At 64.4% G+C, this 21,668-nt stretch carries 23 protein-coding genes; 9 read left to right on the top strand and 14 right to left on the bottom strand.

Features of this window, described 5'->3' with window-relative positions; translation table 11 throughout:
- Positions 1 to 17: 17 nt before the first annotated feature.
- Positions 18 to 1,112, bottom strand: coding sequence for a lysine-2,3-aminomutase-like protein (locus AC0L3J_RS04490; RefSeq protein WP_473346132.1), 1,095 nt, complete (start codon positions 1,110 to 1,112; stop codon positions 18 to 20).
- Positions 1,109 to 2,173, bottom strand: a complete 1,065-nt coding sequence (epmA, locus tag AC0L3J_RS04495; RefSeq protein WP_473346133.1) for an EF-P lysine aminoacylase EpmA — start codon at positions 2,171 to 2,173, stop codon at positions 1,109 to 1,111. The genes AC0L3J_RS04490 and epmA overlap by 4 nt, the downstream gene beginning before the upstream one ends.
- 162 nt (positions 2,174 to 2,335) lie before the next feature.
- Here epmA and efp point away from each other — a divergent pair, with 162 nt between their 5' ends.
- The 3 genes from efp (at position 2,336) to AC0L3J_RS04510 (ending at position 5,634) form a co-directional block, all read left to right on the top strand.
- On the top strand, positions 2,336 to 2,902 hold the full coding sequence (gene efp, locus AC0L3J_RS04500) for an elongation factor P (protein WP_027569909.1): 567 nt from the start codon (positions 2,336 to 2,338) through the stop codon (positions 2,900 to 2,902).
- Positions 2,903 to 2,925: 23 nt separating this feature from the next.
- Complete coding sequence (locus AC0L3J_RS04505) at positions 2,926 to 4,548, top strand: M23 family metallopeptidase (RefSeq protein WP_473346134.1); 1,623 nt, start codon at positions 2,926 to 2,928, stop codon at positions 4,546 to 4,548.
- 180 nt (positions 4,549 to 4,728) lie between these two features.
- Positions 4,729 to 5,634, top strand: a complete 906-nt coding sequence (locus AC0L3J_RS04510; RefSeq protein WP_473346135.1) for an amino acid ABC transporter substrate-binding protein — start codon at positions 4,729 to 4,731, stop codon at positions 5,632 to 5,634.
- Positions 5,635 to 5,734: 100 nt separating this feature from the next.
- Here the strand turns inward: AC0L3J_RS04510 and AC0L3J_RS04515 are convergent, their stop codons facing one another.
- Positions 5,735 to 6,238, bottom strand: a complete 504-nt coding sequence (locus tag AC0L3J_RS04515; protein WP_473346743.1) for a cupin domain-containing protein — start codon at positions 6,236 to 6,238, stop codon at positions 5,735 to 5,737.
- 21 nt (positions 6,239 to 6,259) lie between these two features.
- Positions 6,260 to 6,739, bottom strand: coding sequence for a carboxymuconolactone decarboxylase family protein (locus tag AC0L3J_RS04520; protein ID WP_473346137.1), 480 nt, complete (start codon positions 6,737 to 6,739; stop codon positions 6,260 to 6,262).
- 54 nt (positions 6,740 to 6,793) lie between these two features.
- Between AC0L3J_RS04520 and AC0L3J_RS04525 the strand changes: the two genes are divergently transcribed.
- Positions 6,794 to 7,318, top strand: a complete 525-nt coding sequence (locus tag AC0L3J_RS04525) for a MarR family winged helix-turn-helix transcriptional regulator (protein ID WP_473346138.1) — start codon at positions 6,794 to 6,796, stop codon at positions 7,316 to 7,318.
- Between the two features lie 10 nt (positions 7,319 to 7,328).
- Here AC0L3J_RS04525 and AC0L3J_RS04530 read toward each other — a convergent pair whose 3' ends face one another.
- The 3 genes from AC0L3J_RS04530 to AC0L3J_RS04540 form a co-directional block, all read right to left on the bottom strand.
- Positions 7,329 to 7,508: a hypothetical protein gene (locus AC0L3J_RS04530; RefSeq protein ID WP_473346139.1), complete on the bottom strand. Its 180-nt coding sequence runs from the start codon at positions 7,506 to 7,508 to the stop codon at positions 7,329 to 7,331.
- An 85-nt stretch (positions 7,509 to 7,593) separates the two neighbouring features.
- Complete coding sequence (locus AC0L3J_RS04535) at positions 7,594 to 7,845, bottom strand: hypothetical protein (RefSeq protein WP_473346140.1); 252 nt, start codon at positions 7,843 to 7,845, stop codon at positions 7,594 to 7,596.
- Between the two features lie 72 nt (positions 7,846 to 7,917).
- Positions 7,918 to 8,178: a hypothetical protein gene (locus AC0L3J_RS04540; protein WP_219680264.1), complete on the bottom strand. Its 261-nt coding sequence runs from the start codon at positions 8,176 to 8,178 to the stop codon at positions 7,918 to 7,920.
- 133 nt (positions 8,179 to 8,311) lie between these two features.
- Between AC0L3J_RS04540 and AC0L3J_RS04545 the strand changes: the two genes are divergently transcribed.
- Positions 8,312 to 9,541, top strand: a complete 1,230-nt coding sequence (locus AC0L3J_RS04545) for a lytic murein transglycosylase (protein WP_473346141.1) — start codon at positions 8,312 to 8,314, stop codon at positions 9,539 to 9,541.
- A 6-nt stretch (positions 9,542 to 9,547) separates the two neighbouring features.
- On the opposite strand, the gene AC0L3J_RS04550 is transcribed toward AC0L3J_RS04545, so the two are convergent.
- The 3 genes from AC0L3J_RS04550 to recJ form a co-directional block, all read right to left on the bottom strand.
- The gene (locus AC0L3J_RS04550; RefSeq protein ID WP_473346143.1) at positions 9,548 to 10,345 is read right to left on the bottom strand and encodes an aldolase; all 798 of its coding nucleotides are present in this window, start codon (positions 10,343 to 10,345) and stop codon (positions 9,548 to 9,550) included.
- A 109-nt stretch (positions 10,346 to 10,454) separates the two neighbouring features.
- A complete protein-coding gene (locus AC0L3J_RS04555) occupies positions 10,455 to 11,264 on the bottom strand; it encodes an SDR family NAD(P)-dependent oxidoreductase (RefSeq protein WP_473346144.1) in 810 nt (269 codons plus the stop codon).
- 51 nt (positions 11,265 to 11,315) lie between these two features.
- A complete protein-coding gene (gene recJ / locus AC0L3J_RS04560) occupies positions 11,316 to 13,157 on the bottom strand; it encodes a single-stranded-DNA-specific exonuclease RecJ (protein WP_473346146.1) in 1,842 nt (613 codons plus the stop codon).
- 277 nt (positions 13,158 to 13,434) lie between these two features.
- Here recJ and AC0L3J_RS04565 point away from each other — a divergent pair, with 277 nt between their 5' ends.
- The gene (locus AC0L3J_RS04565) at positions 13,435 to 14,511 is read left to right on the top strand and encodes a methyl-accepting chemotaxis protein (RefSeq protein ID WP_473346148.1); all 1,077 of its coding nucleotides are present in this window, start codon (positions 13,435 to 13,437) and stop codon (positions 14,509 to 14,511) included.
- A gap of 127 nt (positions 14,512 to 14,638) precedes the next feature.
- Here the strand turns inward: AC0L3J_RS04565 and AC0L3J_RS04570 are convergent, their stop codons facing one another.
- Positions 14,639 to 15,658, bottom strand: a complete 1,020-nt coding sequence (locus tag AC0L3J_RS04570; RefSeq protein WP_473346150.1) for a helix-turn-helix domain-containing protein — start codon at positions 15,656 to 15,658, stop codon at positions 14,639 to 14,641.
- Positions 15,659 to 16,147: 489 nt separating this feature from the next.
- Between AC0L3J_RS04570 and AC0L3J_RS04575 the strand changes: the two genes are divergently transcribed.
- The 3 genes from AC0L3J_RS04575 to AC0L3J_RS04585 all read left to right on the top strand — a co-directional run bounded on the left by AC0L3J_RS04575 (position 16,148) and on the right by AC0L3J_RS04585 (position 18,564).
- On the top strand, positions 16,148 to 17,158 hold the full coding sequence (locus AC0L3J_RS04575; RefSeq protein WP_473346152.1) for a formylglycine-generating enzyme family protein: 1,011 nt from the start codon (positions 16,148 to 16,150) through the stop codon (positions 17,156 to 17,158).
- Between the two features lie 235 nt (positions 17,159 to 17,393).
- Complete coding sequence (locus AC0L3J_RS04580) at positions 17,394 to 18,137, top strand: SDR family oxidoreductase (RefSeq protein WP_473346153.1); 744 nt, start codon at positions 17,394 to 17,396, stop codon at positions 18,135 to 18,137.
- Positions 18,138 to 18,147: 10 nt separating this feature from the next.
- Positions 18,148 to 18,564 (top strand): cupin domain-containing protein, encoded by a 417-nt coding sequence (locus tag AC0L3J_RS04585; RefSeq protein ID WP_473346154.1) that lies wholly within the window; start codon positions 18,148 to 18,150, stop codon positions 18,562 to 18,564.
- Between the two features lie 7 nt (positions 18,565 to 18,571).
- On the opposite strand, the gene AC0L3J_RS04590 is transcribed toward AC0L3J_RS04585, so the two are convergent.
- Genes AC0L3J_RS04590 through AC0L3J_RS04600 form a run of 3 tightly spaced genes read right to left on the bottom strand, consistent with a single transcriptional unit; the run spans position 18,572 to position 21,629 of the window.
- Positions 18,572 to 19,576, bottom strand: a complete 1,005-nt coding sequence (locus AC0L3J_RS04590; protein WP_473346155.1) for a 4-hydroxythreonine-4-phosphate dehydrogenase PdxA — start codon at positions 19,574 to 19,576, stop codon at positions 18,572 to 18,574.
- On the bottom strand, positions 19,573 to 21,135 hold the full coding sequence (locus AC0L3J_RS04595) for a tripartite tricarboxylate transporter permease (RefSeq protein WP_473346156.1): 1,563 nt from the start codon (positions 21,133 to 21,135) through the stop codon (positions 19,573 to 19,575). Before AC0L3J_RS04595 ends, AC0L3J_RS04590 begins: the two co-directional genes overlap by 4 nt.
- A gap of 11 nt (positions 21,136 to 21,146) precedes the next feature.
- Entirely contained in the window at positions 21,147 to 21,629 is a 483-nt protein-coding gene (locus tag AC0L3J_RS04600) for a tripartite tricarboxylate transporter TctB family protein (protein ID WP_473346157.1), read from the bottom strand.
- Positions 21,630 to 21,668: the final 39 nt, after the last annotated feature.

A 21,668-nucleotide genomic window follows, 5' to 3' on the forward strand; every position in this document is an offset into this window, starting at 1 on the left:
TTCTCAAGCCGGCATCTTCAGGTCTCGGGCGGATAGAGATGAATGTCGCCGCAATAATCCACGATACGATAGCGCGTTTCCGATGCCGCATCACCCGCATCAGGTGCGGTATTTTGCATCGGCAACACGTAATTCGGTCCCACCGGCGACTTGCCGGCGCCGCCGGGAATGTCGATGACATAGTCAGGCTGACACAGTCCAGACACCCGTCCGCGCAGCTGCCGCATCAAATCCTGCCCATCGGCGAGTGTCGTTCGCAGATGCGCCGTGCCGGGCGCGAGATCGCCGTGATGCAGATAATAGGGCTTGATCCGGCATTCGACGAAAGCTCGCATTAAATCCGACAGAGCGGTCACGCTGTCATTGACCCCGCGCAAAAGCACGGACTGGCTCACCATGGGAATCCCGGCATCGACCAGCCGCGCGCAGGCGGCACGCGCCGGCCCCGTCAGTTCGCGCGCATGGTTGGCATGCAGCGCTACCCAGGTGGTGACGCCTTCGGCCTTCAGCGCCGCCACCATCTCGTCGCTGATGCGCGCGGGCTCGGCCACGGGCACGCGGGTGTGAAGGCGGATGATCTTGACGTGATCGATGCCGGCCAGATCGGCCATGATCTCGCTCATCCGCCGTGGCGACAACATCAGGGGATCGCCCCCGGTCAGGATCACCTCCCAGATCTCGCCGTGCGAGCGGATGTAGTCGATCGCCGCGCGATAGGCGCCGTCCGAGAGCGCGTTCTCCTTGCCGGGTCCGACCATCTCGCGGCGGAAGCAGAAGCGGCAATAGACCGCGCACACGTGAACGAGCTTGAACAGCACGCGGTCGGGATAGCGATGCACGATCCCGGGAACCGGCGAGTGCGGATGATCGCCAATTGGATCTGCGTCCTCGCCCGGTTGCATCTGCAGCTCAGCGGCGGTCGGAATGAATTGCCGCGCAATGGGATCGTCGGGATCGGACCTGTCGATCAGATCGACCAGCGCCGGCGTGATCGCAACCGCGTAGCGCGCGGCAACACGTTCGAGCGCCGGCAGCGCTTCGGCTGATACCAGCTGCTCGGCCACAAGTTCGGCCGGCTCACGCAATGTGCGCGCAAGATTGCTCTTCATCATGTCTCGCTTAACGTTTCATCTGCAGGCGGCGTCCAGACCACCTGATCAATTCGCGATGCGCCACTCGCCAGCATCACCAGCCGGTCGAAGCCGAGCGCGACGCCGCTCGCCTCCGGCATGGCCGCGACCGCGGCCAGAAAGTCCTCGTCCAGCGGATAGGCTTCGCCGTAGCGGCGTTGCTTCTCCGCCATGGATTGCGTGAAGCGCTTGCGCTGCTCCTCGGCGTCGGTCAGCTCGCCAAAGCCGTTGGCGAGCTCGACACCGCAGGCATAGACCTCGAACCGTTCGGCAACGCGGGGATCGCCCGCCTTCACGCGCGCCAGTGCCGCCTCTGGAGATGGGTATTCGAACAGAATGGTCAAACGCCCATGCCCCAGATGCGGCTCGACATGCTCGACCAGGACCTTGCTGAAGATGTCGGACCAGGTGTCATCCTCGGCGACGCGGACCTTGCCGGCCGCGGCCCGGGCGAGCGAGGCGCGGTCGCCCTCGCCGCCGGAAATGGTCGCAAGCAGGTCGATTCCCGCAAATTGCTCGAAGGCGCCGGCCACCGTTACAAGCTCCGGCTCGGCGAAGGGATCGGCGGTCCGGCCGCGGAAGGCGAAGGTACCGATACCGGTCGCCTGGGCCGCGCGGGCGATGAGGACGACGCAATCGGCCATGATGGCGTCATAGGGGGCGCCTGCCCGGTACCATTCCAGCATGGTGAATTCGGGCAAATGCAGGTCGCCGCGCTCGCGGTCCCGGAACACCCGGGCGAACTCGAAAATCCGGGTCTCTCCGGCCGCCAGCAGCTTCTTGCAGGCGAATTCCGGCGAAGTCCGCAAATATCGGCTCACACGGCTGCCGTCGGGTCGCATGATCTCGGTCCGGGGGGCATGCAGGTGGGTCTCGTTGCCCGGGGAGATCTGGAGAACGGAGGTTTCGACCTCGATGAAGCCCTGCTCGGCGAAAAATCCCCGTAGAGCGCCGGTGATGGCTCCCCTGGCCTGAAGGAACGGCCGGCGGTCGAGATGCCGCGAGGGGGACCAGAACGGCGACATCGGCTTGTCCCCAGCCATTACCCGACTGCTCCGCTGGCCAGCAAAATGCTGGCATCCAACGGCAAAACCAGTATGTTGCGGCCCGAAACGGGTGCCGCGGTCTGATTTGGGGCCCCAGGTCCCCCATCAATTTGACCACCTCCTGGCCCGAGCCGGGCCAAGCAAGCAGGAAATACAGCTTTGAGAGTCATCGCCAGTTCTATTCGCAAGGGCAACGTGATCGAGCAAGACGGCAAGCTATATGTCGTCGTGACCGCCGAGAACATCCATCCCGGCAAGGGCACCCCGGTCAGCCAGATCGAAATGCGCCGAATCTCGGACGGGGTAAAGATCTCCGAGCGCTACAAGACCACCGACCAGGTCGAGAAGGCCACGATCGAAGAACGCAACTTCACCTATCTCTATGAAGACGGTGACGGTTTCCACTTCATGAACCCTGAAACCTATGACCAGGTCCAGGTGTCGAAGGACGTCATCGGCGACGCCGCGGCCTATCTTCAGGAGAGCATGACGGTCAAATTGTCGACGCACGACGTCAATGTGGTGTCGATCGCGTTGCCGCAGCGCGTGACGCTCGAAGTGGTCGAGACCGAGCCCGTGACCAAGGGCCAGACCGCCTCCTCGTCCTACAAGCCCGCGATTTTGTCCAACGGCGTGCGCACCACCGTGCCGCCGCACATCGCCGTCGGCACCCGAATCGTGGTGATGACCGAAGACGGCTCCTACTCCGAGCGCGCTAAGGACTGACGGGGCCAAAGCGAGCGCAACAGGTGCCGCCGGGGGGCGAGACAGTGGTTGGGAAAAGTTTCCGCTTCGTCTCGCAACTTCTGGCGTCGCTTTCGCTCCTCATTGCCTCTCCGCTGGCTGCGGATGAATTCCGCAGCCCCTCGCTCACGGCGCTGCGCGTCGATTGGCGCGCGGCGCTCGACCAGCTCCGCACCGAAATCAATGCCCACCCCCGGGCGGCGGAAGACTTCATCTTCGCTCCCCGTCGTTCGGTGCCGCGCTACGATCCGCGCGCGATGCCGGCGCTGGTGCAGCTCAACGCGATCTCCTCGCACTTCTTCACCGGCATCGCTCGCAGCTCCGTGCCCGTGCTGCTGCCGTTCGACGCTGCCGCGTATTTCGAAGCACGGCGCAATGGCGCGCCGGCGACCCTCGCGCTGTCGCGCTACCAGGCCGACTTCAATTCCGTCGACATGTTCGATGCCGGGCCCGCCGGCTACAGCGCGACCTTCTCGTTCGAGCCTGGTACCGGAGACGGCATGCCGAGCCGGGTCTTCGCAAGGCCGGTCGAGGTGCAGATTACGGGTTCGGCGCTCGTCTATGACATTGCCGATCCCTCGGGCGGCAAGGGCGAGCCGGTCAAACCGCTCGCGGCGCTCTACCCGGACCTGCGCAAGCTCATCCGAGAAGGCTATGTGCGCTACGCTTTCACCCGTTTCGGCGTCACCTATGTGGTGTCGATCCAATGCCTCGACAGCGTCGCCAAGCCGCGGCGGCTTGCCTGCAAGGAGGCCTATCCGGTCGCCGAACGCTTCCTGAAGGCGCTGCGCGTGGCGGGCGGCCAGCGCATGCGGCCGCTCACGGACATCGCTTCCAACATTCTCGATCGTCCTGCGGTACGTTCCCCGGATTTCACCTACCGGCCGAGTGGCGACATCATCCCGAACACCGGCTATCGCAAGGTGGGCGGCCATCCCGATGTGATGGCCTACGCACAGATCCGCTTTCCTCTCGAGAAGGCCCCCGCGTTCGTGCGCTCGCAATCCTATGCCAAGCGCGACAAGATGGAGAGCACGACCGCTTACCCCTGGCGCGACAATTTCTGCGAATCCCGCAGTTTCGAGGTCTGGCAATGCGGCGGCGGTTATGGCCATCAGGGCGAGGACATCCGCGCGGCCGAGTGCCCATCGCCTGGTGAAGGCCGCCAAGCCTGTGATCCCAAGCAGCGCGCCGTCGTCGCCGTGCGCGATGCGAGGGTCATACGCGCTTCCAAGGACCAGGCCGTGACGCTGCAAATCAACAGCCGGAACGAGCACATCCGTTTCCGCTACATGCATATGAACCCGCAGGCGCTGAACGCCGATGGCCTGCTCAACGGCCGCATCGTATCGGAGGGCGAGAAGATCGGCGTGGTCTCGAACTATCTCGACCATCCCGCCGGCACCTCGATGCACCTGCATTTCGACGTGCAGGTGTTCACCCGCGACGGCTGGATCTGGGTCAGTCCTTACGTCACGCTGGTCTCGGCGTACGAGCGTCTGATCCGCGCCCGCGGCCGCGAGGTCGGCCCGGAGATCGCCGGCACGCCACAGCCCGTGGCGCATGCGCTGCCGGAGGACGTGCTCAAGCCGGACCTGCGCGAGGGATCGGGCGGCGACGAGAACTGACGCTGCTTGCGCCATCTAGACAGCCAACCAAACTGTCTGATGACAGTCCTATGACAGCGAATTGCACGCACGCCGCCTGACCGGCCCGGCCTCCTTATGTCGGAGCCTTCTCTGGCCTCAGAATTGTCTGGCCTCAGAATTGCTTTCCTCCCAACGGGCAAACAGGATGAAGGAAAGCACATGCGTCTCACAATAGCGGCCGTTCTGGCCGTCGCGTTCGGCGTGCCGGCTCATGCGCAGGAATTGAGCGGGACCTTGAAGAAGATCAAGGACACCGGCGCGATCACGCTCGGCGTGCGCGACAGTGCGGTGCCCTTCAGCTATATCGACGAGAAGCAGAAGACCGTCGGCTACGCCATCGACATCTGCATGAAGATCGTCGAGGAGATCAAGGCCGAACTCAAGCTGGACAAGCTCGCAGTCAACGAGAACCTGGTCACCTCCTCCAGCCGCATTCCGCTGATGGCGAACGGCACCGTCGATCTCGAATGCGGCTCGACGACCAACAACGCCGATCGCCAGAAACAAGTGTGGTTCACCAACACGCATTTCCTCACGGCGAGCCGCTTCGTGTCCAAGAAGACTTCGAAGCTCGACCAAATCGACGATCTCAAGGGTAAGGCCGTCGTCTCGGTCTCGGGCACCACCAACATCACGCAGCTCAACAAGGCCAATGCGGCCCGCTCGCTCGACATCACCGTGATGAACGCGAAGGATGTCCCCGAAGGGTTCCTGATGGTCGAGACCGACCGCGCCGTGGCCTTCGTCATGGACGACATCCAACTGGCGGCGATGATCGCCTCCTCAAAGGATCCGTCGCTCTACGCGATCAGCACCGGCGCGTTCTCCGATCCGGAGCCTTACGGCATCATGCTGCGCAAGGACGATGCGCCGTTTAAGGCGGTGGTCGATCGCGCGACCGCAAAACTCTACAAGAGCTCGGAGATCGAGAAGATCTACAACAAATGGTTCATGGAGCCGGTGCCGCCGCGCGGCCTGAACTTCCACGTGCCCATGCCGGTGTCGATGAAGAAGTCGTTCGAGCACCCGTCGGACAACCCTGATCCAGCATCCTATGGCGGCTGACGAGAGAGCACGCCGGTAACGTAGCCCGGATGAGCGAAGCGACATCCGGGACTCACGCGACGACTGCCCCGGGTGTCGCTTCGCTCACCCGGGCTACGGATCAATCCAGCAACGTCGTCAGCTGGGCGCCCTCGTCTGCCACGAACACCGCGATCAATTCCGCCGGTTCCGTGGTGCTCGCATTGGCCGAGACCAGATGGGTCGAGCCGGGCGGCTCGAAGAAGGACTGGCCGACGCCGAACGTCTCGATCGGGCCGCCGCCGAGCTGGGAGCGGATCTCGCCCTTGGTGATGTAGGCGGTGACGGATCCCGCGTGACGATGCGGCCGCGAGAACCCGCCGGGACCGTAGAACACGCGCACGATGGTGACGCGTTTGCCCGGTACGTTCGGCAGCGCGTAGGAGCCGATCGGTTCGACCTTGTCGAGCGGCGAGCTTTCGGCAGCCGTGGCGCAGAGCGGCGAGAGTGCGCCGGATATGGTGTCCATCGTCACCGGCAGCGCCTTGCCAATCGCAAGCGCGCAGGCGAGCCCGCCGATAACGGCGATCGCCATCGAGCGCGATGGCAACGGGCGCGGTGTGGTGGGCAGACTCATCGCTGTCATCATGATCTCCCTTCGTTGCAATCAGGATGCCGCTGCATTCGCTGCGACCGGCCGCTTCGCCGGCGTCCAGCGAAACGCCGCACCAAAACGGTTCCAGACGTTGATCGAGGCGACCGCCGAGGTCAGGTATGTCAGCTCGGTCTCCGAGAATTCACGGCTCGCCTCGGCGTACACCTGTTCGCCGACTCCGTCAGGCAGGCAGGTGAGCGCCTCAGTCCAGGCCAGCGCGGCACGTTCCCGCGCGGAAAAGATCGGCGCCTCGCGCCAGACCACGACCAAATTGAGCTTGTCGACCGGCACGCCGATCCGCTCCGAAAGCAGGATGTGATGCTGCAGGCAGAAGGCGCAGCCGTTGATCTGCGATGCCCGCAGCTTGACCAGTTCGAGAAGCTGCTTGTCGAGGCCGGCCTTGGCCGCGACCTGGCCGAGCGCCAGCACCAGCTCATACGCGTCGGGCGCGATCTTCTTGAAATCCTCATATTCGCTGCGGGCGTGTGACATTGCCGTTCACCTCGTGGTATTGTAAGAGTACTGATACCTTATAAGGGCACTTACATGACGCGCAAGCCGCCTGATATCACGAGATCGCAACCGCGGCGGAAGGCAGCCACGGCCGCCCCGGCGGTGCGCCTCCCAGCTCCAGGGGAAGGCAAGCGCGGCGAGCAGGGTTATCTCGGCTATCTGCTGCGACAGGCCCACGCCGCAGTCCGTCTGACGATGGAGCGGTCGCTGGCCGATCTCGGTGTCACCTCACCGCAATTCGCGGTGCTGACCATGCTCAATGCCTATCCGGGACTGTCAGGGGCCGACGTTGCCCGCCTCACCTTTCTGACGCCCCAGACCGTCGGCGTCATCATCCGTAATCTCGAACGTGACGGTGCGATTGTGATGACGCCCCATCCCGTCCACGGCCGCATCCAGCAGTGGACGCTGACGCTACGCGGCGCGACGCTTTTGAAAGCGTGCCGGGAGCGGGTGATTGCGTTGGAGAAGCGCCTTGCCGCCGGGCTCGACGCCAAGGCCGAAGCAAGCATTCGCCGCTGGCTCGCAGGCATCGCGGCCGATTTGCAGGAGGACTAGGTGAGCGGCCCTAGTCGCCGCCTCCTCCGTCGCCACAGCCGCCACCGTCCGAATCCGAGAAGTCACTGACGGCGCCGTCGCCTTGAATACCGCCGCCAAAGTTCTCCGCGAGGATCATCAGGATGACGACGAACAACCCGGCGCCGAACGGCCAGGGATTGGCACGGATAATGTCGAACAGCTCCTGCATTCACGCATTGTGCGCAGACGGACGCAAACCGACCGTAAAGTGACAGGCTCAAAATTGGGGATATCCGACCTATTGCAGGCGCGCCCTACCCGCCCTTCAACACTTTCTTAACCTCGCCATCGGGCCAGGTCTCGCCCGCTGCGATTACGCGGACGCGGCTTTGATCGGCGTCATTCACCAGCTCATGCGAACTCACGCGCTCGCCGCTTTGCTCCAGGTGCAGATCGGTTTCTGGCTCCCAACTCAGCGTGGTCGCGAGATCGCCGGGAAAGATCTGCCATTGCGATCCGTCGTCCAGCTCGACGACATGGCTTTCCGCATGCGCGCGTATCTTCATTCCACCCCGAATTATCGATGAACGGACTGCGTGCGACGGAGGGCCCCGGCGATCGGCCGGGGCCCCACTCCGTCAATCGTTGTCGTGATGAATCACGGTCTTGCTGCGATTGCCGAACTCATCTTCCTTCTTGATCACCGTAGTGCGGTCAGCGGGCTCGCGCTCCTTAATGACGGTGGTGCGGTCGCGATCGCGGTCCCGCTCACGATATTCGTGAGACTGTCCGACGGTCACGCCGGCACCGACGGGACCGACGTGAACGCCGACTTCATCGGCAAAAGCAGGCGCGGCGATGGCGGTGACCATGGCGGCGGCAAACAGATATTTCCTCATCTTCTCCTCCTCGAACGTGATGCTGGGGGAATGCGGGAGTGCGACAGTTTGTTCCGGGGAACGCGGGCCCGCATCTGTTCCTGCAGTTCCAGGAACTGGTCACAGCCACCATGTTTCCCGCTAGAATGGGTCCATGAAACACGCTGATTCCATAGCCTCTCGCAGCCGCCGCGCTCTGCTTCGATCGACGGTCGGCGCAGCCGCACTCATCGCATTCCCAACGCGCATCCTGGCCGCGCCTCCAGGCTTCGAGGAATGGCGTGAGGGTTTTCGCGCTCGCGCCATGGCCAAGGGCATCTCGGCCGCGACCTGGCAGCGCGCGATGGCGCGGGTCGAGCCCGACATGAGCGTGTTCAAGCAGATGCGCAACCAGCCCGAATTCCATGAGCAGGTCTGGCAATACATCAACCGCCGCGTCTCCGACTGGCGCATCATCAACGGCAAGATCGCGCTGAAGAACAACGAGGCGCTGCTTGCACGCATCGAGCGCGATTTCGGCGTCGAGCGCGGTACGCTGCTGGCGCTGTGGGGCGTCGAGTCCGCCTATGGCGATCCGCTGGTGCAGCAGAACCACATGACGCCGGTGTTTCCCTCGCTCGCCGCGCTCGCCTGGAACGAGCCGCGCCGAAAAGCCTATTGGGAGACCGAGCTGATCAACGCGCTACGCATCGTCGACAAGGGCTGGAGCACGCCGGAGCAGATGCAGGGATCCTGGGCCGGCGCGATGGGGCATTCGCAATGGATGCCGGAGGTCTGGCTTAATGTCGGCATCGACTACGATGGCGACGGCAAGGTGTCGCCGTTCGGCAAGCCCGACGATGCGCTGGGCTCGACCGCAAAATATCTCGTCAATCGCGGCAAATGGCACCGCGGCGAGCATTGGGGATACGAGGTGCGCGCGCCCGGTGAGATGAGCGGCAGCCGGACCTATGCGGCTTGGCAGGCGGCCGGCGTCACCCGCGCCGACGGCCAGCCGTTCCCGCAACCCTCCGCATCGGCGCAGATATGGACTCCGGTTGCGGGCGGGCCGACGTTTCTGGTGGGGCCGAATTTCAACGCGGTGAAGAGCTACAACCCCTCGATGAACTACGCGCTGGCGATCTGCCATCTCGGCGACCGCTGCCTCGGCGCCCCGCCCTTCATCCAGCCATTCCCCGGCTCCGAGCGCGCGCTGACGCTCGCCGAGGTGCAGGAGATGCAGACACGCCTAACCAAGGCGGGCTTCGACACCGGCGGCACCGACGGCCGTGTCGGCAATGACACCATGAAGGCAATCAAGGATTTTCAGCAGCGCGCGGGCATCACGCCTGCGGACGGCTATGGCGGGCTGAAGGTGCTGGCGAAGCTGCGGCAGGGGTCGTAACGCGCTTCAATGCCTATACTGCGGCTCCTCCGCATCGAGCTGGCGGCGGATCGCCGCAAGATGCAGCCGCGCGGATTCGGAATCGCCCTCGCGCATCTGCCTGTAGGTCTCGGCCGCAATGGCGGGATCGACCGGCAGCACCTGTCGCCCGGTCGACATCGCCAGCACCTGCACCTCGGCGGCGCGTTCGAGATAATAGAGATCGTCCCAGGCTTCCGCGATGGTCGGTGCCAGCACCATCACGCCGTGATGCTTCATGAAGATGATGTCGGCATTCCCAACGCTGGACGCGATGCGCGCGCCTTCGCGGTTATCGAGCGCGAGGCCGTTGTAGTCACGGTCCACGGCCGTGCGACCGTAGAATTTCAGCGCGGTCTGGCCGGCCCAGATCAGCGGATCGCCTTCGGTCATCGACAGCGCCGTGGCGTAGGGCATGTGGGTGTGGAAGGCGACCTTGGCGCGCGGCAGGCGCTTGTGCATCTCGGCGTGGATGTAGAACGCGGTCGCCTCGGGCACGCCCTCGCCGTCGAGCACGTTGCCGTGGAAGTCGCAGATCAGCAGTTTTGACGCGGTCAGCTCGCGAAAGGCGTAGCCGTAAGGGTTGACCAGGAAGAGATCGTCATGGCCCGGCACCACGGCCGAGAAGTGGTTGCAGATGCCCTCCTCAAAGCCGTTGCGCGCAGCCATGCGGAAGCAGGCGGCAAGATCCTCGCGCGCGCCGCGGATCCCGTCGCTGACGAGATCCGGACGGTTCGAGCGAAATGTTGCGGGCGTGGATGACGAAGAGTGAAGGCTGTGCGCCATGGCGGAAAGACACCTCGGTCGGTCGGAAGACGCCCGCGTTGTACAGGGCCGACGCCTGCGCGTCAGCCCCCGCGGGCGCCACCCTGCCCTTCGCAGCCCGCGCGGCGGGCTATTGCCGCCGCGGCACGCCGCCGGCATTCATGCCGCCATCGATGACGAGCTCGCTGCCGGTGACGTAGCGCGAGGCATCAGAGGCCAGATACAGCACGCCGGAGGCAATTTCCGCAGCCTGGCCGGCCCGGCCGAGCGGCGTGACGACGCGCGCACGCTCGTCTGGGTCGATCGGCGCGTTGCCCTGGTTGCCGGTCGCGCCGGTCGGGATCTTGCCCCAGATCGGCGTGTCGATGATGCCGGGATGGACGGAGTTGACGCGGATGCCGTCACAGGCCGCCGCGCACTCCATCGCGATCGACTTTGCGAATAGCCGCACGCCGCCCTTGGTCGCCGAATAGGCCGACAGCCCGGGCGCGCCGCGCAGGCCCGCGAGCGAGGACATCATGACGATCGAGCCGCCGCCGGTCTTGCGCATCAGGGGCAGGCAATGCTTGACCGAGAGGAAGACGCCGTCGAGGTTGATCGCGTTCTGCTTGCGCCAATCGCTGAGCGTCATGTCGACGATCGAGGGTACGGCAATGCCGATGCCGGCGTTCGAGACGAGAATATCGAGCCGGCCAAAGCGCTTCGCGATCTCGGCTGCGATCTCGATCCATCGCTCTTCGCTGGTGACGTCCTGCTCGAGGAAAATCGCCTTGCCACCGGCCTTGGTGATGCGATTGGCGAGCTCGGGGCCGCGCAGCTCGTCGATGTCGGTGGCGATGACGGTGGCGCCCTCGCGCGCGAACAGCTCGACAATTGCCTCGCCAATTCCGGATGCGCCGCCGGTCACCAGCGCGACCTTGCCCTCAACCTGCCCTGCCATGTTCACTCCCTTTTTTCTTTTTTTCTGTTAGCTTTTTTGTTGTTTGCCGGCCTATCTAATCATGGATGGTCCCTGGTCGGGTAGCGCGACGTCGATGACGCGGAATTGCACACGCTCGGCGCCCTGATAGCGATCGACCGACAATGATCCCGCGACATGCAATTGCTGGCCGCGATTGGCAACGAGCGCGTTGCCGAGCTTCTGTCCGATCGAACGGAACGCGATGCCGTTGACGATGGCGCCGTCGCCCGACTTGAAGCGTAGCCTCAAATGTGCCTGTCCCACCTCGTCGGCATAGACGAGCTGGTGCGCCGGCAGCGCCAACACGACCTCCGGATTGCCGCTGCCGAAGGGACCAGCGCGGTTGAGCGTCGTTGCAAGCTCGGTCGTCACCGCGCGCGCGGAGACCGCGCCGTCGATGTAGAGCTCGTTGACGTGGCGCGCCTCGGCAACGTCGCGCGCCAGGGCATGCTCGAGATAGGCGCGAAATTCGGCGAGCTTTTCCTTCCGCAGCGTGACGCCCGCAGCCATCGCGTGGCCGCCGCCCTTGAGCAGAATGCCGTCGGCGACCGCTTGCCGTACTGCCTTGCCAAGATCGACGCCGGCAATCGAACGGCCGGAGCCGGTGCCGATGCCGCCGGGCTCCAGCGCGATCGCGAAGGCGGGCCGCGAGAACTTCTCCTTCAACCGGGATGCAACGAGACCGACCACGCCCGGATGCCAGCCTTCGGAGGCCGTGACGATCACCCCGATCTTGTCCTCGAGTCCGATCGAGGCGAGCGCCTCGGCTTCGGCCTGCGCTTCGGCCGCCTGCTCGATGATCCGCCGCTCACTGTTGAGGCGGTCGAGTTCGGCTGCGATCCGCGCGGCCTCGACGCTGTCACCCTCCAAAAGCAGCCGCACGCCGAGATCGGCGCGGCCGATGCGGCCGCCGGCATTGATGCGCGGCCCCAGCATGAAGCCGAGATGCCAAGCCTCCGGCGGGCCATTGAGCCGCGCCACGTCCATCAGCGCGGTGTGGCCGATATGGTCGCGCCGCCGCATCGCGATCAGGCCCTTGGCGACGAACGCGCGGTTGAGACCGATCAGCGGCGCGACATCGGCAACCGTGCCGAGCGCAACGTGATGCAGCATGCCGAGCAGATCCGGCTCGGGCATCTCCGCATTCCAGAACCCGCGCTGGCGCAATTCACGATTGACCGCGACCAGCGTCACCAGCACGAGGCCCACGGCGGCGAGATGGCCGAGGCCGGAGAGATCGTCGAGCCGGTTCGGATTGACCAACGCGTCGACCTCCGGCAATTCCGTGCCGGCCTGATGATGGTCGATCACGACGACGGACATGCCGAGACGTTTTGCCTCCGCGAGCGGCTCGATGCTGGTGGTGCCGCAATCAACGGTGACGAGCAGCGTGGCGCCCTTTTCGGCCAGCGCACGCACGGCCTCCGTGTTGGGTCCGTAGCCCTCGAAGATGCGGTCGGGAATGTGGATCAGCGGATCGAGCCCGCAATGGCGCAGATGCCAGGTCAGCAGCGCCGCCGAGGTCGCGCCGTCGACATCGTAATCGCCGAAGATCGCGACCTTCTCACCGTTCGCCGCGGCATCCGCGATCCGCTTCGCGGCGGCTTCCATCTCCGTGACCGTGAACGGGTCCGGCAGCAGCTTGCGGATGGTGGGATCGAGGAAATCGACAACGGCATCGCTGTCGACACCCCGGCCTGCCAGCACCCGCGCCAGCAGCTCGGGCAGTTGGTGGCGCTGCACGATGGCAAGCGCCTTGGCCGCTCCGCGCGCATCCAGCCGGTCGCGCCAGAGCTTGTCGGTGAGCGAGCGCGCCACCCCCAGAAATGCCTGGGGCGCTTCGACGGGCAAGGCGGTGGCGGGCGGCGTCATGAACAGCTGTCGGTTTGAGGAACCTGGGAGCCGAGGTATTGCGTCGCCCGGCCGACGGGACGATTGGCCCGCAATCCCCCGGGATTTGCAATGTCTGCGCCGCACAAAGCGGTGGATTGCCGCTTTGCTACGCGGACTGACTATCATTTGAGCATTCCGCAAAACAGCAAATTAAGCAGGCGTTAGGCGGAATCTTCGAAAAAGAATCGTATTCGATCTGTCAGTGATTGTTCCGGGTTCGTTGCAGATCAGACCTCATTGCCAAGGGAAGCCCCCGATGTCTGCTGCGCTGGGTCTCAAAGCCAAGCCGATCGCAAATGAACCCGCTGATGATGATTCCGACATCTCCGCGCTGATCAACCGACTCACGGCGGAGGTCAACCAGATCGCGGTCGACAAGACCAAGTCGATCCAGCAGATCACCAATCAGATGAAGATGCTGGCGCTGAACGCGCTGATCGAAAGCTCGCGGGCCGGCGCGCAAGGCGCGGGCTTCGCGGTGGTGGCGCAGGAGGTCCGCGGCGTCGGCCAGCAGGTCGAGACCATCGCCCGCGAACTCGAAAGCCAGCTGACGAAACGGACCGGCGATCTCGTCGCCTCGATCGACCGGATGAGCCAGCGCTCGCGCGGCGAGCGCATGGTCGATTTGTCGCTCAACGCTGTCGAACTGATCGACCGCAACCTCTATGAACGCACCTGCGACGTGCGCTGGTGGGCCACCGACTCCGCCCTGGTCGATTGCGCGGCCTCGCCTGCTCCGGCGGCGGTCAACTATGCCTCGCAGCGTCTCGGCGTGATCCTCGGGGCCTACACCGTCTATCTCGACCTCTGGCTCTGCGACCTCGACGGCAACGTCATCGCCAACGGTCGCGCCGACCGCTTTCGGGTCGTCGGCCAGAACGTCGCCCACACCAAATGGTTTCGCGAGGCCAAGACCCTGCGCTCCGGCGACGACTATGTCGCCGGCGACGTCGAGAACCAGCCGCTGCTCGGCAATGCCCAGGTCGCGACCTATTGCGCCAGCGTCCGCGCCGGCGGCCAGGCCAACGGCGCGCCGATCGGGGTGCTCGCCATCCATTTCGACTGGGAGGCGCAGGCCCGCGCCATCGTGCAAGGCGTGCGCGTCGGCGACAGCGACAAGGCGCGCGTGCTGCTGGTCGACTCCAATCTTCGCGTGATCGCCGCTTCCGACGGACAAGGCATTCTCAGCGAACGCATCTCGCTGTCGCTCAATGGCCAGCGTTCCGGCTTCTACCAGGACGGCTCGGGCATGCTGATCGCGTTCCATGCGACGCCCGGCTACGAGACCTATCGCGGCCTGGGTTGGTACGGCGTGATCGTCTGCGGGGCGTGAAGCTGGAGGCGGCCTGCCTATCCAACTCAAAACCGTGAAAACAACCCCATGCACAGTAGCCATCTGGTTGTTTTCATGACGGTTTTTCTCGGCGTTTGACGCCTGCAAAACACCGGCATGCATGCCATCATGGCGTCGTTCGCGGTCCAGGCTCAGAGCGCGAGGCTCTGGCGATCTCGTCTTCGGCGGCCTGCACCGCCGCGATTCCGAGCGTTTGCGACGGACGCTCCCCGAACATTGCAAGGTAATATTGCGAAAACCGGCCGAGTTCGTAAAAGCCCTGCTGCATAGCGACCGCTGTCACGGTGGTCGAGCCGGGTGCGCTCTGGTGCAGGATCGAATGGACGGCGCAGAGACGCTTGTGCCTGAGGAAGCTGACCGGGCCGAGGCCGAATACCTCCCGAAAGGCGCGGTGGAGGGTGCGCCGCGATACGCCGAGCGCCGCGCAGATTTCCGACACGTGCACCGGACGGGTGCCGGCGTCGTCGAGAAACTCCTCGACCTTGCGGATCAGCCGTCGCGCGGAAGGCAGCCAGCCATTGCCGTCGGGTGGCAGCGACGACGCGACGTTGGCAGCCATGCATTCTGCGATCGATCGTTTCCAGAAATCGGCAGTTGATGGCGTCAACCCATCTTTGTTGTCGCGCAGGTGCGACATGATCCGGACCAGGCGGCGCGAGGCGATCGCGCCGCTCTCGAGGTCCGCGTGGAAATGACCACGGCTGCGCCAGGTGTCGGGGTCGCTCAGCCGTGCCTCACCGCCGAACAGCGTCGCGACTTCGCTGAGGTCGAAGCGCATGGCGGCGTAAGCGGAGCCGCCGTGAAAAACACCGTCATGTTCGAGCCGTGGCGGAATGACGAGCACATCGTTGAGCTGCATGTCGAACGACCAGTGGGCGACGCGCTCTTCGGCCGCGAGCAGCATCCCGATGATCAGCTTGTCGTCGCTGGAAACCCGCTGCGTGCGCATGCCGACGTTGAAAGCACCGATGCTGAGCGAGAAGTCGCCGATGCCGACATGGGATAACGTTCCGCGCAACCGACCGCGGCCGAGTTGCATCACATCGACATGCGAGCCGTGGACGGCCTGCTGAAGTCCTTCGAAACCGTCCAGCTTGCGCGAATCAACCAGAAGGAATTGCCCCATGGCTGTACCCTGTTACTGAAGCGCGACAATTCTGCGGCACGCGATAGCGAAGTACCACCACAACGCGAGGTGGGTGCGACAAGCTGAGTTCGCGTTTTGAGGAAAATCATCGCGAATTTGTTGCAAAATATGCTCTTGAATGCCTGCGTTGTGGGATCTGCGTCATGGGGCATTAGGTCTCACCAACCGCCCGGCCAGACTGGCACAAACTGCACATCACAGCCGTCCAATCTTCGGATACCGTTTGCAACCTTAGCGATATTAAGCGGAAGCGCTCTGCGGATGGCAGAGCGCACGCGGCATAGATTTGCCGCGTGCTCGAAGGCGTGCGTGCAAAGGAAAGAGATGTTGACGCAACGCGGCGTCCTCCTCTCCCCGAGCGCCAAAAAGGCGGGGACTAGACAATGGGCCGGGCAAAGAGCTATCGTCGAAGTCTGCCAGAGTTGGCGCAGTAGCAACGGGTGGAATGCGAGTATCGGAGCTTCCACCATGTTGCGAGCGGATCTGGATCACTGCGAGTGGTTGCCTGATGATTTGAAGACCGGCGAGATGGTCTTCATTCCCGGCGGAACCTTTCGCATGGGATCCGACCATCATTATCCGGAGGAAGCGCCGAGCCATCGCGTTGCTGTCGACGGCTTCTGGATGGACCGCACGCCCGTGACCAACCGGCAGTTCAAGCAGTTCGTCGACGCAACCGGCCATGTCACCGAGGCGCAGATCATTCCCGATCCGAAGGACTATCCGGGCGCGCTGGCAGAGATGCTCTACGCGGGATCGCTGGTGTTCTCCCCGCTGCCGCGCATCACCGATCTCACCGACTGGAGCCAGTGGTGGACATTCCTGCGCGGCGCCAACTGGCGTCATCCCTATGGTCCCGGCAGCAACATCAAGGACCTCGACGACCATCCGGTCGTGCACGTCTCCTTTAGCGATGCGGCAGCCTATGCCCACTGGGCCGGCAAGGACTTGCCGACGGAGGCGGAATGGGAGTTCGCCGCGCGCGGCGGCCTTGAGGCGGAGGAATACGCCTGGGGCGATGCGCTGATGCCGGGCGGCAAGCACATGGCCAATGTCTGGCAGGGCAATTTCCCCGTCCAGAATCTCGGCGAGGATGGGTACGAGCGTACCTCGCCGGTCATGGCCTTCCCGGCGAACGGCTACGGTCTCTACGACACGATCGGCAATGTCTGGGAATGGACCTCCGACTGGTGGTCGTCAAAGCACGCCGCCGACGCTGCAAAACCCTGCTGCATTCCCAAGAATCCCCGCGGCGGCGGTGAGCACACAAGTTACGACCCTCGCCTCCCCGACATCCAGATTCCGCGCAAGGTCCTCAAGGGCGGCTCACACCTCTGCGCTCCGAACTATTGCCGCCGATATCGCCCGGCCGCGCGGCACGCCGAACCGGTCGATACCTCGACGAGCCATGTCGGGTTCCGCTGCGTGGTGCGAATGCCGTCTGTGACGGAGCGCCAACAAGGACGTGCTGCAATCTAGCGAGCGCCGCTGGCGGATGCCGGCGTCATCGGTGCGCTCCGCGCGTCGGACTATTTCGATATGCAACTTATCTATCGGCGATCGATAAACATCTTCAGCATTTTTGGACAAGGCAGGCCGGTTACAGGCAAGAGCCTGCCCCATTTCCCCGGTAAGAGTCGCCTCATCGCTTTCGCGACGCGCGCGCCGTCGATCCTGAAACGCTCGCGCCCGCAACGTGCCGAGGAGGCATGCCATGAAGATCGTCGTGATCGGCGGGACCGGATTGATCGGATCCAAGCTCGTAGCGAAGCTCAAGCAGCAAGGCCACGACGCGGTCGCGGCTTCGCCGAAATCAGGCGTGAACGCCGTGACTGGGGAAGGCCTCGCAGCAGTGCTGGCGGGCGCGGATGTCGTCGTCGACGTTGCCAACGCGCCGTCCTGGGAGCCTGCCGCCGTGCTCGAATTCTTCGAGCGTTCGAGCAAAAACCTCGCTGCGACCGAGGCGGCTGCGGCCGTGAAGCATCATGTGGCACTCTCGATCGTCGGGACCGAGCGCTCGCCCGACATCGCCTATTTTCGGGCGAAGCTCGCGCAAGAGACCATCGTCAAGGCATCTCCGGTCCCCTACTCGATCGTTCGCGCCACCCAGTTCTTCGAATTCCTCAGCGCCATCGGTGACATGGGTGCGGCCGAGGGCCGGATCGTGGTTCCCACGGCATTGTTTCAGCCGATCGCAGCCGAGGACGTCGCCGATCGCCTCGCGGAGGTCGCGATGGGCCAGCCGCTCAACGGCACGATCGATATCGCAGGGCCTGAGAAGGCGCCCTTCAATGAATTCATCGCACGGCGCCTGAAGGCGTCCGGCGACGCCCGACCGGTGGTGGGAGACCCAAAGGCGCCGTACTACGGCGCTCCCATCAACGACACGTCGCTGAACCCTCTCGGCGAGGCGCGGCTCGGCAAAACGTCGCTCGCAACATGGCTCGCGAGACTTTGAGGAGACTCCCATGCGCAAATTGCTGATCGCAACCGCCGTCTATGCCGCATCATTCCTGACGGCCCATGCCGCCGAGACGGCGACACCCACGGCCAAGGTGACGGTCGTGTTCGACCAGGCGCTGCCCAATGTTCCCGGCAAGAGCATGAAAGGCGTGCTGGTCGAGTATGGTCCCGGAGGGTCCTCGCCGGCCCACATCCACGCGCCCTCGGCTTTCATCTACGCCACCGTCCTGGAAGGCGCGATCCGCAGTCAGGTCAATGACGGCCCCGCCAAGGTCTTTCACAAGGGCGAGAACTTCTCTGAAAAGCCCGGCGACCGCCATGCCGTCAGCGCCAATGCCAGCGACAGCGAGCCCGCGAAGCTGCTTGCCGTGTTCGTGGTGGATACTGCCGACAAAGAGCTGACGATGCCGCTGCCGAAGTAGCAACGGATCATGTGAGGCGACGCGCGGCCATCTCTGCCGCGAGCAACACCGCGGCACGGCTGGCACCGATTGATGCAATGCCCTGGCCGGCGATGTCGTAGGCAGTGCCATGCGCCGGTGTGCAGATCGGGAATGGGAAGCCGCCGAGCAGGGTTACGCCGCGATCAAAGCCCATCAGCTTCATCGCGATCTGGCCCTGGTCGTGATACATCGTCAGCACCGCATCGAAGGCGCCGCCCTTGGCGCGCAAAAACACCGTGTCGGCCGGGAACGGCCCCTCGGCGGCAATGCCCTCGCGCTGGCCGGCGGCGACCACGGGCGCGATGACATCGATCTCCTCACGACCGAAATTGCCGCCGTCGCCGGCATGCGGATTGAGACCGGCGACCGCGATGCGCGGCCGGGCGAAGCCGGCATTGCGCATGCAAGCATCAGTCAGCTTGAGCGCGCGATGGATGCGTTCGCCGGACAGTCGCGCGGAGACGTCCTTGAGCGGGATATGGGACGTCACGCGGGCGTTCCAGAGCCGGTCCAGCACGTTGAACTCGCTTGCGGGGGTTTTGAGTCCGACCACTTCTGCGGAGAACGCGATCTCGTCGTCATACTCGGCGCGGGCGAGCCGCATCGCCTGCTTGTTGAACGGCGTGAAGCAGACGGCATCGACCCGGCCGTCGCGGCCGAGTTCGAGCGCGTGCTTGTAATTGGCAAGCGCGAACCTGCCGCCGGCAAGGCTCGCAACTCGCTGCTTGATGTCGCCGGGGTCGAGGTGGCCGAGATCGACGAACAGCGTCTCGCCCTCCGCCGCGCGCAAATCTGCTCCCTGCTCTACTGTCTTCAGCTCCGGCTTGACGCCAGCAATGCGCGCGCCCGCGTCGAAGATGCGGCGGTCACCGATCACGACAATCCGGCTACGCGCGCGGATGTCGTCCTGCACCACGAGCTTTGCGGCCAATTCCGGGCTGATGCCGGCGGGATCTCCCATTGCCAATGCAACGAGCGGCTGTGCGGTCATATGATCACCTTCTCCCGAGCGGTCTCTCGAGCTGTGTTCTGGGCTGTCGTCTCGTGGATCGACGGCGCAGGCTTGCGCAGCAGGCGCGCAAGCTGCAGCACGAGCGGAAGCAGCAACAGCGCGATGCCGGCGACGATCAGGCATGTCACCAGCTTGTTGGCGAAGAATATCCCGAGCGATCCCTTGGACATCAGCATCGACTGCCGGAACGCGTCCTCGGCCTTGTCGCCGATGACGATCGCGAGCACGAGCGGCGCCAGCGGATAGAACAGCTTCTTGAAGAGATAGCCGACGATCCCGAAGCCGAGCATCATGACGACATCGAGATAGGAGTTCGACACCGAATAGGCACCGACGACGCAGATGATCACGATCAGCGGCGCGATGATCACGAAGGGAATCCGCATCAGGGCCGCGAAGATCGGCACGGTCAGCAGCACCAGCACAACGGCGACGATGTTGCCGACATACATCGAGGCAATCAGGCCCCAGACGAAGTCCTTCTGGTCGACGAACAGCATCGGCCCGGGATTGAGACCCCAGATCATCAGCCCGCCCATCATGACGGCCGCAGTGGCCGAGCCGGGAATGCCGAGCGAGAGCATGGGCAGAAGCGCGCTGGTGCCGGCGGCATGATCGGCCGTCTCCGGCGAGATGATGCCTTCGACCTCTCCAGTGCCGAAATATCGGCCACGGCGCGAGAAGCGGCGGGCGATGCCGTAGCTCATGAAGGATGCCGCGGTCGGGCCGCCTGGCGTGATCCCCATCCAGCATCCGATGGCCGCGCTGCGCAGCAGTGCCACGCTATGCCGCGGCAGGCGGCCGATCGCGCGAAACACCTCGCGCCACTCGATCTTCGACGAGATCGCGCGGGCATGAAACTCCTCTTCGACGGCGACGAGCAGCTCGCCGATACCGAACAGGCCCATCACCGCGACGACGAAGTTCACGCCCTTGACCAGCTCGTCGACACCCATGGTGAGGCGCACGCTGCCGGAGACGGTGTCGATGCCGATAGCCGCGATCGCAAAGCCGATCGCCAGTGCGACGACGGTCTTGATCGGCGCCGACCCGCCCATGCCGACGAAGCTGGCGAAGGCCAGGAAATAGACCGCGAAATATTCCGCCGGCCCGAAGGCGAGTGCGACCTGCGCCACCCATGATGCGAGGAAGGTGATCAGGATGACGCCGATCAGCGCGCCGAATGCCGCCGAGCCGAAGGCGGTGGCGAGCGCCGTGGTCGGACGGCCGTCGCGCGCCATCGGGTAGCCGTCGAAGGTGGTGGCGACAGACGACGGCTCGCCCGGGATGTTGAACAGGATCGAAGTCACGGATCCCCCGAACAAGGCGCCCCAATACATGCTGGAGAGCAGGATGATGGCAGAGACCGGCTGCATGCCGAAGGTCAGCGGCAGCAGCAGCGACACCCCGTTCGGAGCACCCAGCCCGGGCAGCACGCCGACGAGGATGCCGAGCAGCACGCCGATCACCATCAGCGCCAGATGCGGCAGCGTGATCGCGATGCCAAAGCCGTGAAGGAGTTCCTGGAGATTGTCCATCGGCCTCTCCGTCAGAAGCCGAATGCCGCGGCGAGCGCGCCGTGCGGCAAGCTCACCTGGAACATACGCTCGAACACGATGTAGAGCGCGAGCGCTGTCGCTGCCGCCGTGCCAAGCGCGCGCGGCACGGATTGTTGTCGGGGGATCGCGAGCACCGCGAAGATGTACAGGGCTGAGGCGACGTACATCCCGAGCAACGGAATCGCAGCCACGAAAATCGCGGCCGGCACGAACAGGCCGGCAAGCCGTCGCAGCTCGATCGATGTGATGGCAATGGGGACGTTCGCCAGTGACGTAACCGGCATCAAACCGCGCACCAGATTGTAGAGACTTCCAAGCACGATGATGATGCCGGTCAGGAACGGAAACGTCCCGGCGTCCACGCCCGCGCTCGACCAGCCGATGCCGTTATCGAGGCTGGAGACGACGACGGTCACACCAAAGCTGCCGGTGAGGATTGCGGTCGCAAGCTCGAGGGCGCGGCGCGATATCATGGGCCACTCCAGCGAAACGCCAGATGTTTGCTCAGTCCT

Source organism: Bradyrhizobium sp. Kon37, assembly GCF_055807535.1.